Annotated in this window: 13 protein-coding genes, 1 tRNA gene and 1 riboswitch; of the genes, 2 read left to right on the top strand and 12 right to left on the bottom strand. The window is 37.7% G+C overall.

All coding sequences use genetic code 11. From position 1 onward, the window contains the following. Window positions 1–87 precede the first annotated feature (87 nt). From AC1ECF_RS00620 to AC1ECF_RS00605, 4 genes are all read right to left on the bottom strand, one after another. Complete coding sequence (locus AC1ECF_RS00620; protein WP_480387447.1) at window positions 88–1,311, bottom strand: DUF819 family protein; 1,224 nt, start codon at window positions 1,309–1,311, stop codon at window positions 88–90. Between the two features lie 347 nt (window positions 1,312–1,658). Beyond that, the gene (locus AC1ECF_RS00615; RefSeq protein ID WP_480387446.1) at window positions 1,659–3,863 is read right to left on the bottom strand and encodes an MMPL family transporter; all 2,205 of its coding nucleotides are present in this window, start codon (window positions 3,861–3,863) and stop codon (window positions 1,659–1,661) included. 195 nt (window positions 3,864–4,058) lie between these two features. Then, window positions 4,059–4,448, bottom strand: coding sequence for a hypothetical protein (locus AC1ECF_RS00610; RefSeq protein ID WP_480387445.1), 390 nt, complete (start codon window positions 4,446–4,448; stop codon window positions 4,059–4,061). A gap of 62 nt (window positions 4,449–4,510) precedes the next feature. After that, complete coding sequence (locus tag AC1ECF_RS00605; RefSeq protein ID WP_480387719.1) at window positions 4,511–4,618, bottom strand: sigma factor; 108 nt, start codon at window positions 4,616–4,618, stop codon at window positions 4,511–4,513. A gap of 241 nt (window positions 4,619–4,859) precedes the next feature. Here AC1ECF_RS00605 and cyoE point away from each other — a divergent pair, with 241 nt between their 5' ends. Beyond that, window positions 4,860–5,756: a heme o synthase gene (gene cyoE / locus AC1ECF_RS00600; RefSeq protein WP_480387444.1), complete on the top strand. Its 897-nt coding sequence runs from the start codon at window positions 4,860–4,862 to the stop codon at window positions 5,754–5,756. 94 nt (window positions 5,757–5,850) lie between these two features. Here cyoE and AC1ECF_RS00595 read toward each other — a convergent pair whose 3' ends face one another. Next, the gene (locus AC1ECF_RS00595) at window positions 5,851–6,915 is read right to left on the bottom strand and encodes a hemolysin family protein (protein WP_480387443.1); all 1,065 of its coding nucleotides are present in this window, start codon (window positions 6,913–6,915) and stop codon (window positions 5,851–5,853) included. 45 nt (window positions 6,916–6,960) lie between these two features. Beyond that, the gene (locus AC1ECF_RS00590) at window positions 6,961–8,277 is read right to left on the bottom strand and encodes a hemolysin family protein (RefSeq protein WP_480387442.1); all 1,317 of its coding nucleotides are present in this window, start codon (window positions 8,275–8,277) and stop codon (window positions 6,961–6,963) included. 233 nt (window positions 8,278–8,510) lie between these two features. Here AC1ECF_RS00590 and AC1ECF_RS00585 point away from each other — a divergent pair, with 233 nt between their 5' ends. Then, entirely contained in the window at window positions 8,511–9,065 is a 555-nt protein-coding gene (locus AC1ECF_RS00585) for a TVP38/TMEM64 family protein (protein ID WP_480387441.1), read from the top strand. Window positions 9,066–9,154: 89 nt separating this feature from the next. On the opposite strand, the gene AC1ECF_RS00580 is transcribed toward AC1ECF_RS00585, so the two are convergent. From AC1ECF_RS00580 to rph, 6 genes are all read right to left on the bottom strand, one after another. Then, a complete protein-coding gene (locus tag AC1ECF_RS00580; RefSeq protein WP_480387440.1) occupies window positions 9,155–10,450 on the bottom strand; it encodes an NCS2 family permease in 1,296 nt (431 codons plus the stop codon). Between the two features lie 110 nt (window positions 10,451–10,560). Then, window positions 10,561–10,660: riboswitch (purine riboswitch) on the bottom strand. A 187-nt stretch (window positions 10,661–10,847) separates the two neighbouring features. Next, window positions 10,848–11,366 carry a hypothetical protein gene (locus AC1ECF_RS00575; protein ID WP_480387439.1) on the bottom strand — a complete coding sequence of 173 codons (519 nt, stop codon included), beginning with the start codon at window positions 11,364–11,366 and terminating at the stop codon, window positions 10,848–10,850. Between the two features lie 217 nt (window positions 11,367–11,583). Further along, window positions 11,584–11,657 (bottom strand) — tRNA-Arg (locus tag AC1ECF_RS00570). An 86-nt stretch (window positions 11,658–11,743) separates the two neighbouring features. Next, window positions 11,744–12,238, bottom strand: a complete 495-nt coding sequence (locus AC1ECF_RS00565; RefSeq protein ID WP_480387438.1) for a metallophosphoesterase family protein — start codon at window positions 12,236–12,238, stop codon at window positions 11,744–11,746. A gap of 4 nt (window positions 12,239–12,242) precedes the next feature. After that, on the bottom strand, window positions 12,243–12,839 hold the full coding sequence (locus tag AC1ECF_RS00560; RefSeq protein WP_480387437.1) for an XTP/dITP diphosphatase: 597 nt from the start codon (window positions 12,837–12,839) through the stop codon (window positions 12,243–12,245). Then, window positions 12,839–13,594, bottom strand: coding sequence for a ribonuclease PH (gene rph / locus AC1ECF_RS00555; protein WP_480387436.1), 756 nt, complete (start codon window positions 13,592–13,594; stop codon window positions 12,839–12,841). Before rph ends, AC1ECF_RS00560 begins: the two co-directional genes overlap by 1 nt. Window positions 13,595–13,600 lie beyond the last annotated feature (6 nt).

Below are 13,600 nucleotides of genomic sequence, written 5' to 3'. Positions count from 1 at the left end.
ATTATATAAGTTTTAGCACATGAAAATTTGAAGAAAGAAAAAACACCCCAAACAGCCAGCTGTTTGGAGTGCTCTAAAATTGAACAACTATAGAAACCCTTCTAACCACAAACCTAAGAATGTTCCCACATAATTTCCGATAATATAACCTAGCGTACCCACAATAAGGATAGGAGCAACCAAGTTTCTCCACCCCTTCGCAATTGCAAATGCAGCTGCTGTAGTAGGTCCACCGATGTTTGCATTTACTGCTAGTAGTGTCTCCTCTAACTCAAATTTGAATATTTTTGCGCCTGATAAGGAAACAACCAAATTAATCACCACAATAATAAGAGCAAAAACCAATAATAGAGGTGCATTCTCGATAATTAATGGAATAGATGCAGGAATACCAATTACTACAAAAAAGATATGAATTAAATAAGTTCCAATTTCCTGACTTCCACGTAATTCGTCAAAAAACCTCGGAAAGAACAACAACGCTAAAAATGTTAACGTAGTTAGCATGAGATATTGGTCACCTATTAAGCCGTTAACAAGATTCAGTAGAAAGTTTACGTCCTCTCCTGATGGAATCAGCGTATCAAACCAGCCAGAAACTTTCTTTGCCACAATAACCATAGCAAAAGCTATACCCACAGATAAAGCGATATCTTTTAACGATATTTCTTTTGCCTTCCAATATGCCTTCGCTAAGTTGTCATCCTTTGTTGACCCTTCCGCTTCCAACAAGTCAATATGTGGCGTTTTATATTTATTTCGGAAGAAAGATATAGTAGGGATAAACATTAAGATAACAAATAATAATGCCATATTTAAATTGTCCGCTACTACCGCTGAGGAAACTAGCTCACCAGGTGTTTCGAATTTAGCTGCCATTGCAGCAAAGTTTACCCCTCCTCCTATATAACTTGCGCTGAACATCGCTGCAAGCTTATCGAGCATAGGGATATGATCCTTTAATATGAAGAATGCTAAAATTGTTCCTGCCACCGTACCAATTGAGCTAATCAAAAAGATCAACAAAAGCCTTCCGCTCTCTCGAAACAGCTTTTTAATATTCACGTGGAATAAAAGTAATGGAATGGCTAATGGAACGATAATTCCCCAAACAGAATCATAGACAGCAGATTCAGTTGGAATAATACCCGTATTGGACAGCAAGATAGCAATCAACAGCGCGATGATCGCTCCTGTCATCTTAGCAGCCCAGCTAAAACGCTGCTCTAAAAAAATACTCAAGGATGCAACAATCACAATGATGCCCCAAAGGGTGATTGTATCATCTGCTTGTATGAGCGTCTGACTCATTCTTTTCCTCCCCTTTTGTTATGTATATACTACTCTATAAGTATAGCCTAATAAATCAGATTATTCAAAATCCAAAAATAAAAAGCTCTATCCTTTTGCTAGAATAAGAGCCTTTCTTTGTATAATCTTTATTAATTGAGGACGGTTATGAATATGGGCCCATCGAACAGAGCTGCCATTAATATTTGCAATTTCTAGAAGTGGAGATCATTTTCCGCACAGTAAGGCTCACGGACCGAGCAGTAGCTCCCTCGTTCCACGCGATAGCTTTCTCCCTTACCTTAGCAATCGGCTCTATATTCATTCAAAACAAAAAAACCGACTCCCAAAAGAGTCGGTTTCATTTTTTATAAATCTTTTTTAAATAGCTTTCCTGGCCAGTAAGACCATTTTCCAAACACAGTAATTAAAGCAGGTACCAATAATGGTCTTACAATGAATGTATCTAGTAATACACCAATTGCTGTGACGATACCGAATTGAACAAGCAATTGAATCGGTAGGGAAGCCAATACTCCAAAGGTACCAGCTAAGATCAACCCTGCGGAAGTGATTACTGCTCCAGTTGAAGCTACACCTCCAGCAATAGAATCCTTATGCGTTTTTCCACGCTTCCGATTCTTCCATATCTCACTAATCATGAAGATGTTATAGTCATTTCCAAGTGCAATGATGAACACAAAGCTATATAAAGGAATAGAACTTGCCATTGCTTCATGACCAAGTAATCCATGAATGATTAACCAGCCAGCTCCAAGTGCCGCAAAGAAGGATACAAGCACCGTAGCCATCAGCTGAATGGATGTTACAAGTGCACGTAAATATACAACCAATACGAGGAAGATGATAACGATCATTACAGGTTGAATCAGTGTTTCATCAGCCTTTTGAACTTCCTTTGTATCAAGTTGAGCGCTTGTTTCTCCGCCTATCCAGTACTCTCCTGAAATATTTGCTTCCTTCAGAATTTCCTCGACATCTTTCTTCATCTGTACAACGTCATCCATTGCTTCGTTAGAATATGGATTTTTGTTTAAATCCACCTCATACAACTGAATATCTGGATTTTTTTCTCCTGTACGAACCTCATTTACAAGATCAATATAAGGCAACGCCAAAAGCTGCTCTGTAATATTTAATTCCTGTCCTTGGGTATCCACAAGCAATTCAACAGGCGCTAGCTCTCCAGGAGTGAAGTTTTCTTCAATTATCGTAAAACCTTCACGTGAAGAGATATCCTCTGGGAAGGAAGAAAGTAAATCATAGTTATACTTTATATTGGTAGATGCAATTGCTAACGCAACTAGAACAATACCGGAGATAAGAATAACACGCCATGGCTTATTCGTGACAAAATCTCCAATCTTACGCATATAACGATGATTGACCTTTTGTGGCTTATACGGTTTATTTTTCTTTTCCGCATGAGCTTTCCCTAGCTCTTCTGTTCTAGGTACGAACGGCCAGAATGCCCCTCGGCCTAAAAATGCTAAGACAGCTGGCAATAAAGTTACAACTGCAAAGCCAGTCAATAACACACCAAAACTGAATGGTACAGCAAAACGTTGGAAAGCACCGTAATCAGCTAGACCAAGTGTTGCAAGCCCGATAACCACTGTTAATCCACTCATGACAATGGCACCAGTTGATTCTCGAACCGCTATTGCAAGTGCAGTATATTTATTGCTCTCAGTTAAAAGAATATCTCGGTATCGGGTAATGAGGAATAAACAATAGTCAGTACCGGCACCAAATAGCAATACAATCATAATTGCTACAGCTTGCGCATCCTTATCAATCCAACCACTCTCAGCCATCCATCCAAGCAGCGGACTTACTACTAAGAATGCCACTCCTACCACAATCAATGGAATCATTGCTAGAATTGGAGAACGATAAATCAACAACAAGATTACTAATATGATGATAACCGTTGCAATCATCAATTGAACGTCTGCAGATTTAAATAGATCTGTAGCATCGACCGATATACCTACTGGCCCTGAATAGCGAGCATGCAGTACATCTTCATCTAATTTGGTTTCATAAGGGTTAACCCCAAGCTGTTCTTCTGTTATTTCTGTTATTTTTGCTAAATTTTCTTTTAAGGTTTCCGTATTTGTTGAAGTATCAAAGAAAATAGGCGTTACAATAGCCGCACCATTTTCTGAAAGAGACCCCATCAAAGCTTGAGTCGGCATTTGATCAAAAGGAGGAATGGATTCCTGTCCTGGAAGTGGATTTTGCCCAAGCTCTCCGTAAAGCTTTTGAATTCCTTCTAAATCCGAGAGCTCTAAACCTGCTTCCTTATACCATACGATAAGCAAGGGTATCCCTGAATCAGAAGGAAATTCCTCGCTGATTATCTTGTCTGCCTGTATGGACATAACATCCTCTGGCAGGTCGTCACCAGCAAAATTTTCAACGCTATTTACTTGCGGGAAAATTAGGGCTAACAAAATAGCTGCGGCTAGCCACAAGGCTACAACAACCCATCGTGTTTTTGGGCCTCCCATGATTTCTCCCCATCGTTCAAGGGGGTGTTTCTTCATGTCTCTTACCTCTTTTCTCTCTCATAGTACCATTACCTCTTAACTACATTTCTGGTACCTTAACACCTAAAAACGCTTTAGAAATAATAGCTTTTTTATATCTTCCTAGCTTTGAAGTATACCATATTTCGGTATTCTATTGGCAACCGCAAAGACTTATGAAATGTGTCCTAAAGGTACCCTTTATAGAATGTGCTAACCCTCTATCATAGGGATATAAGGAATTTCCTTCCCCTCCACAATTGCAATCAGTAAGCTCGTATCTGTTACAAAAATTTTTGTACCTACTGGTAGAACATTTGCCGATTTATCTATGAACTTTTCCGCTTCACTAGTATGGTTCATTATCTCTCCTGCTTCTTCTTTTATTTGGTAGTTTGTATCTTGTACCCAGTCAAGGCCAGAACCATTGGTATATACAAGTCCTTCCCAATAAAAGATATCTGCATTTTGTTTAGAAAGATAAGCTCCAGGTTTTGGATTTTCAGTAGGAACTGAATTTGTTGGAGCAACAAACTCCTCTCCTTCACCGGAACATCCTGCTAGTAATAGAAAGAGAAATAGAGGTAGTAAAAGCCTGTTCAATTTCAAAAGCCTCCCTGATATAATTTTCTAAATTATACAACATAAAGGTTCATCTCCAAAAGTTAGGGATGACATATAAGATAAAGTTCCTGTACAATATCCTCCGCCACATATGAATCTTTCACATAATAATAAGCAATGCGATACAGCAAATCTGTATATTCAAGCATTCCTCTTTCAACTAATTCTGATTGGCCCAACGCTTCCCCTTCCTTCCTTACAATATATAAACGGAGCTACCTGGTGAAAAGACGAAAATGAGAGTAAATTTCTATATCCATATTAAGCTGGACAATTAATTAGCCCTAAAATGTTCATAACTCTTTGTGAAAAAAGAAGCAAAAGGATGGTATTCACTCAAATGATTAGGTAATATTAGTTCTGGTGAACAGATAAGGAGTTATAATTACAATGAAAAAACAATCTCAAAGATCATTATGGGCACAAGTAGTGAAGACTGGCATTATAAAATCCAATCTCATACCGATGATTGCCGGATTAATGCTTGCATTATATACGTATAATTATAGTTTCATTGAAAATATTTGGAATGTCATTTTTACAATTATAGGGACAGCTGCAATCATCGGAGCTGCTGGTTCTTTCAATAATATTTATGACCGAGATATAGATGCCATTATGGCTCGTACAAAGGTTCGACCAACAGTCACTGGCACAATCTCCATAAAACAGGTGGCCATTATGGCAAGCCTCTTATTAGTGGGGGGACTTATTTTATTATATTGGACTTCACCCTTAACTGCTTTACTTGGTTTACTAGGGGTATTCTTCTATGTAGTGCCTTATACAATGTGGACAAAACGTCATACAGTTTGGAATACAGAGGTTGGCAGTATATCAGGAGCGATGCCTCCTTTAATTGGTTGGTCAGCAGTGGCACCAGATATTTGGCATCCTGCTTGCTGGGCCTTAGTGTTCATCATGGTCATTTGGCAAATGCCACATTTCTATGCAATCGCTATTCGGAAACACGCTGACTATGCAGCAGCCAATATTCCGATGCTGCCTGTTGTAAAAAGCGCGAAAAGAACCTATATTCAGACCAATTTTTACTTGATTCTCTTAGTGTTATCTAGCTTTTTATTTTACCCACTAAGCTTAGGGCTGACACTGGTTTCTCTTGTATTAGGTCTTATTTGGTTAGGATTAAGCTTGTTCGGCGCACGAAAAATGGAAATGAAGGTTTGGGCAAATAAAATGTTCGTCTTTTCCCTCCTTCATATGACGACCATCTACTTTACTGTAATCATATACTCCATTATTGGATTGATCTCTCACGCTTTCTAAAGTAACATTCTTCTATAAACAAGAAGAAAAGCGTCTAAACCTTTGTAATAAAGGTTTTAGACGCTTTTTCTTTTACTCATACGGAGTAAGAATCTTATGTCATGTATACAATATCTCCATCATCTTCATCTTGAATTTCTCCGACAACTTCAGAAAGTATATCTTCCATTGTTAATAATCCCACGATACTACCCTTACCGTCCGTCACGACAGCCATATGTTTACGTGTTTGCTGCATTTTTAAAAATACTTCCTTAATAGTCGTCGTGCTTTTAAAACGAGGGATATCATGGATGAAGGACGTAATATCTTTCGTACGACCAACGGCTATATCATTCAACATTTCCTTCGTGTTAATAATACCTATGACATCATTCTTCTTTTTTGTCACATCAATAACAGGATACCTAGTATATTCAAATTCTTCGATAACTGCTACCATTTGTTCTAGCGTTTGCTGTTTTTCCAGCATGATAACCTCAGAGCGAGGAATCATAATATCTAGTAGTTGACGAGAATCAAACGCAAAAATATTTTCCAGGTAAGCTAGCTCCGTCTGGTTTATTTCGCCACCTTCATAGCTTTGAGTTACAATCATTTTCAACTCTTCCTCTGAATATACTTCGTTATGTCCCGCAGGCTTTACACCGAAAGCCTTTAATAGCAGACGAGCAGAGCCATTTAAAACCGAAATAAATGGCTTTGAAACCTGACCAAACCAATAAAGTGGGGGCGCTAAGAAAAGTGTCATTTTATCAGCATATTGAATTGCCAATGTTTTTGGCATTAATTCCCCTAATACCACATGTAAAAATGTTACAACTGATAATGCAATCACATAAGACAATGCAGTAGACAGCGTCTCTCCCATGTTTAAGAAATCAAATACAGGAGCCAGCATTTTTTCAACAGTTGGTTCCCCGAGAGCTCCTAAAACTAACGCAGTAATCGTTATACCAAGTTGACAGGCAGATAGATAATAATCAAGATCTTGTGTTACCTTCTTAGCGAGCACCGCTTTCTTATTTCCTTCTGAGATAAGCTGATCTAATCGTGACATACGTACTTTTAAAATCGCAAATTCTGCACCTACAAAAAACGCTGTAAGTAAGATGAATAAAGCGACTAATGCTAAATTTACTATAATTATACTGTCCAATATATTCCCTTAGTAAAAGGGATTCACCTCCATTAATAACCGTAATTATTGTTTAAAAACATCTTGTTTAAAGACTACCTCTTTAATATGATAGTTTTCTACTTCACCGATCACCCATAAATGATTACCATGCTTTATTTCTAATCCCTCAGTTATCTCTGAAGCATCTTTCAAAACAGCCTGAAGCAGCCAACCACCAATTGTATCAATTTCTTCTGTGTCCTCGAAATCGAGACCAAAGCGGTCCTCTAAATCTTCTAATAATACACGGTTATTAATAGTGTATTCTTGCTCACCTGTCTTTCGGATTTCATCTACTTCATCTTCATCGAATTCATCTCGAATCTCTCCGACAAGCTCTTCTAATATATCTTCCAACGTTAAAATACCAGCTGTACCACCATACTCATCAATTACCAATGCTATATGTACACGTTCCTTTTGCATTTTCAAAAGGGCATCTTGAATTGGCGTTTGTTCAAATACAAATGGAATTGCTCTTATAAAGTCAGTCAATACAACTGGTCTATTCGTTACAATTCTAGTAAGCAATTTATTTGCATTGACAAAACCAATAATTTTATCTTTATCATTTTCTTCTACCACTGGATAACGAGTATAATTATGTTCATCTAAAATCGATAAAATCTCTTTGGTATCCATATTTTTATCAATTGTTACAAGCTCTTGACGAGAAATCATAATATCTTTGACAACATGTTCATCGAAGGCAAATACATTTTCCATGTATTCTAATTCTTGCTTATCAATCTCTCCTCCTTGAAAACTTTGTGCCATGATAATTTTTAATTCTTCTTCAGAGTATGCTTGATCTTCGCTTGCTGCTTTCACACCAACTGCACGTAGGAAATAGCGAGATGTTCCGTTTAAAGCTTTAATAAATGGATTCATCACCTTACCAAAATAGTATAGTGGTGGCGCTAGCATTAAAGTAACTTTTTCTGAGAACTGAATCGCCAATGTTTTTGGAGCCATTTCTCCCACAACAACGTGTAAATAACTTACTACTGCAAGTGATATTGCGTATGACAAGACATTCATGAGTGTTTCAGGTGTATTCATCCATTCAAACACGGGATACATTAATTGCTTCACATAAGGTTTTGTAAAAGCTCCTAAGCCAAGTGCTGTAATCGTGATCCCTAATTGACATGCTGATAAATAATAGTCCAGGTCACTTACAACCTTTTGAGCAATAACAGCTTTTTTATTCCCTTCTTCAATCAGCTGATTAATTCTTGATTTACGAATTTTCACTACTGCAAATTCCGCTGCGACGAAAAAAGCTGTCAGTCCTAAAAAGATAATTAATAAAATAATGTTTACGATACTCGAGTCCAATATGTTCCCTCAAATGAGGGATTCACCTCCGTTTTTTTACAAAGCTTTAGATTTTGTTACTCTAAAGCAATAAATATAGTATACGAAAACGTCCACTATATAGTTTCATAATATCAAAAATTTTTATTATAAACGAGTAATACCCCTTACGTCATAGCTCTAATTTGTGTATGTATGAGTAACCAGCCAATTTTTTGTATACTATAACTAAAACATACTAGAAAGGCTTTACAATGAAACAAACTATCTTTTCTATCTTACAAAGCGAGCATTCATTCGATTGGCTCTATCAATTTTTAGCGATGGCATTTGTCTCTATGGTGCCATTTGCTCCGATACCATTGGTAGCTGCCTTGATAGCTGGACAGCATTCCTTCAAAATAGGTTTACTGATCAATATGACAGGTACGATTACGGGATCGGTTATTTTATTTTTACTCAGTAAAAATGTATTGCGTAATATCGCAATGAAATATTTAGCAAAACGACAGACATTCACAAAATATCTTCAGCTAATTGAGACTAACAGCTTTTTAGCGGTCTTCCTTGGTCGTATCATTCCAATTATGCCTTCTGCCGGCGTTAATTTAATAGCTGGCATCTCGAATGTTCGACTGTTTCCCTTTATCGCCACTACCTTTTTAGGAAAACTCCCGACCATTTTAGGGTTTTCATTGGCAGGTCATCAAATGGCAACAGGAAACTGGCACTCTCTTTTGGTCATTGCATTGTACCTTTTAGCTTTGTTTTTACTAGGAAATAAGCTCAAAAAGAAATGGCAAAAGTAAAATTAGAGAATAAAAAATGCATCAAAACCTTTTCTTGCAAGGTTCTGATGCATTTTCCGTTTAATAGTTGCTCTCTAGTAGCAACTTTTCTACACAATAAAAGCAAAGTACAAAATGAATAACAAACAAAGCATATACATAATTGGATGAACTTCTTTATAACGCTTTTGTGCTACTAAACAAATTGGATAAAGAACAAAGCCTAGTCCAATCCCGATTGCTACACTAGAAGTCAGAGGCATCATAATAATGGTTAAAAAAGAAGGAATGACGACCTCTAATTTTTTCCAATTTATTTTACTAATTTCCATAGCCATTAATGCACCGACAATAATTAAAGCAGCTGATGTAACTTCCACGGAAATTACTGCAACAAGCGGAGAAAAGAATAAAGCAACCAGAAAACATGCTGCAACAATAATAGACGTAAAGCCCGTTCTTCCTCCTACCGCAATACCCGCAGAAGATTCAATACTTGTAGCCGGTGTCGATGTACCTAATACAGCGCCAATTGCTGCAGCAGAAGAATCGGCAAGTAATCCCTTTCCGATATTCGGGATAGTATTCCCTTTCATCATTCCTGCTTGACTAGTAAGTGCGATTAATGCACCAGCTGTGTCAAAAAAAGCAACGATTAAAAAAGTGAAAATAACCGTCAGTATTTCAGGGGTAAAAATATCATCTAAATGGGAAAAGACGACACCAAATGTTGGTTCAAGGCTCGGTATATTCCCAACAACGGATGAAGGAACTTCAATCAATCCGAAAAGCATACCTACAACCGTTGTGATAACCATTCCGTAGAAAATGCCACCTTTTACGTCTCGAACTAACAGAACGATTGTAATGACAAGGCCGAGAATTGCAAGTAAGGTCATTGGTGAATTTAAATCCCCGATTGAAACAAATGTATCTGGATTCCCTATAATAATTCCACCGTTTTTTAAGCCAATGAATGTGATGAAGAATCCAATCCCAGAAGCTATCGCATATTTTAAATCGATTGGAATAATATTAATAATCTTCTCTCGGATCTTCAGTAGACTTAATACCATAAAAATAATCCCTGCTACAAACACTCCTGTTAAAGCAACTTGCCATTCTATCCCCATTCCAATGCAAACAGAAAAAGTGAAAAATGAATTCAATCCCATACTAGGCGCAATGGCAATTGGAAAGTTAGCAAGCAATCCCATCATTAGCGTTCCGATGATTGCCATAAGGGCAGTTGCAGTGAATACTGCCCCACTATCCATCCCAGATTGGCTAAGAATAATTGGATTTACGACTAATATATAAGCGATAGATAGGAAGGTCGTTACTCCTGCGATTGTTTCCTGCTTATAGGACGTATTCCGTTCTGTAAATTTAAAAAAGTTTCTCATGATGTAGTCTCCTATATGCTAGATTTAAAGATGGTCCAATCTCCCTTGATATAAAAAAAGCTTTGACCACTATTTGGCCAAAGCTTATCTACGAAATGGAATAAAGATTAAATACATTTCCCATTCCTTGTAGACAGCTATTTATGGTAGCTAGTAGAAACTTTCAAGCCATATTCTTGAAATTATACAAGGTGTATCTATTCAGTTTAAAAATTATAGTAGAATAATAACAAGGTTAGCATAATAGGTCAATAGAATATTGAAATGTTCTTAAATTCTAATAATACTAAATGTTACGGAGAAACTACTCAATATAAGGAAAAATTTATCATCCTATCCCTCTTGTTTAAGGGAACACTAGGGTAAGGTTTAACTCTTTATCGATTCATACATCATACTATCGGTTTTCTATTTGTACTGTTAATTCTTCAAATGTTTCTATAAGAGATTCTGTCTCCCAACCAAATTCATTTGCATTTTTGATATCTATTCCAACTTCACTTAATAATTGGCCTAATTGTTCAAAATCGTTAATGTCCTGCTCGGATATATTACTATAACTATCAAATGTGTCCATTGGATAAGGTCGATATTCACTCAAAACACCCCATAACTGCCAAAGAATTTCTAAATCTTTCTCTGAAAGTGTATTCGAAGTGGCAGCAATATTCATACTAAGAGAAATACCTTCTATAGTATTAATTACTTCATCAGTAACCAAACTTGGATTTGCCCAATCATTATCACTTTGGTGTGTAATTTTATTGTTCAATGTAAATAAATTATCGGCGACATCCAATACAAGGACACGTTCTGTAACATAATTCATTTGATTAAATCCCCAAGCTACTATTGAAATCAATAAGACATTTAAAATTATGGAAGCTCTAATTAATATTCGAATTTTTTTACTCATTTTATCCTCCTGCCTTTTTAAATAGAAAGTTAGGTTACTTTTTAAACTAAGTATACCTAATTTTACCATTTAGCAAGGTCGATCATATACTTAATTTCCAAATAAATGTAACAGTAGATTTATGACATTATTTTTTTAATAAAGAAAAGCGCTCCAAACCCTTGACATAGAAGGATTTGAAGCGCTTTTCAGTTAGTGAAATTTTTCTAAATAATTACGTCCCGGGAGGGATTCGAACCCCCGACCGACGGCTTAGAAGGCCGTTGCTCTATCCTGCTGAGCTACCGAGACATTTTTCTTTCCGATCAAATCTGATGGGAAAGACAAAATTTATTATATAATGATAACTATTGAATGTCAATCGTATTTTGAGAAATTTAGAAAATACCTTTTTCTATTTCCTTATTTTCCTCATCGTAAAATGTAACGACCCAGTTGGAGTCAGTCTTTTCAAGCAAGGCATAGCTCTTTTCCTTGCGACCACGAGGATTTGTTAAGCTGCCCGGGTTCACAAAGAGTATTCCGTCCTGCAGCTCTGCTCCCAATAGATGCGAATGACCAAAGCATACAACCGTAGCCTCAACCTCTTTCGCCCGATAAAAAAGAGGCATTAGCGTACTTTTTACGTTATGCTTATGACCATGAACTACTAAAAATCTCTCCTGATTTAGCTCCAGAATTCTTTCCTCCGGATAATGTTCATCAAAATCACAGTTACCTCGTACAATCTGAATTTCTTTATTGTCAAAATAAGCAGCTTCTAGCTCGCTATCACCACAATGAATGATTAGGTCAACATCCTGATTGTTGGCTATCACATGCTCCATTCTACGCTTGTCGCCATGTGTGTCGCTAATAACGAGTATTTTCATCCAATCACCCCAATAATTCTGTTAGTCTGGAGGATAACTGTTGAAGTGCATTTCCACGGTGAGATATAGCACCTTTTTCCTCAGGAGATAGCTCGGCCATCATTTTCCCTTCACTAGGCACAAAGAAAATTGGATCATAGCCGAACCCGTTTGTCCCTCTTCGCTCAGTTGCGATAATGCCTTCACATGTTCCTCGGACTGTAAATGGCTCGATGGATGGAGAGGCAACTGCAATTGCGCAAACAAAGCGAGCTGTTCTTTCGCTCTCAGGAACACCCTGAAGCTCTTCTAACACTTTTTGCATGTTTGCCTCATCACTCTTCTCTTCTCCTGCATATCGGGCAGAATAAACGCCTGGGCGGCCATCTAATGCGTCAATCTCAAGACCACTGTCATCCGCGATGACGATTGCCTGTAAATACTCTGCTAGAGCTCTCGCTTTTAATAATGCATTTTCTTCAAATGTTGTACCTGTTTCTTCCACATCCATATGCTCTGCTACGTCATGTAGCGTTAACACTTGGTAGCCATGGGGGTTAAATAATGCTTCAAAATCCTTTGCTTTTCCTTTATTTTTCGTTGCAATAATAATTTGTTTCATTATGCATTCTCTCCCTCACCGATTTTATTCGCAAGGTCACCTAACGCAGCCTTTTGTATTTCAATTAATTGTTGGATGCCGTATTCACCATACTCCAACAGCTCATGTAGATCCTTCCTTGAGAAAGTCGCTTCCTCTCCTGTACCTTGAAGCTCCACGAACTCTCCATTGCCCGTTTGTATGATATTCATATCCACTGCAGCAGCTGAGTCCTCCTGGTAATTCAGGTCTAGAACAACACCAATCTCTTCAACTATGCCAACGCTTGTCGCCGCTAGGAATTGTCGAACTGGGAATGTCGGAAGCTCTTTTTCTACGTATAGCTTATGTAAAGCAATCGTAAGGGCTACAAATGCGCCGGTGATACTAGCCGTTCTTGTCCCTCCATCTGCTTGAATGACATCACAGTCAATCCAGATAGTCTTTTCTCCGATTAATTCCAGGTCAACGACTGAACGCAGTGCTCGTCCGATTAGACGCTGAATTTCCATTGTGCGACCTGTAACCTTGCCTTTACTTGATTCACGCTGCGTACGAGCTTCTGTAGCCCTTGGGAGCATAGAGTACTCTGCAGTGATCCAGCCTTTTCCCTGTCCTCTTAAAAATGGTGGTACTCTGTCCTCGATTGTCGCATTACAGATGACCTTTGTATTTCCCACGGAAATGAGAACAGATCCCTCTGGGTGCATTAAATAATTGGTATCGATTTTTACTTCTCTTAGTTGCTTTGGTTGTCGTCCATCAATTCTGCTCATCATATT

It is taken from the genome of Psychrobacillus sp. Z3-81 (genome assembly GCF_056620325.1).
Note: the sequence above shows the minus strand (reverse complement) of the source record. Positions and strands in the feature narration are given on the sequence as shown.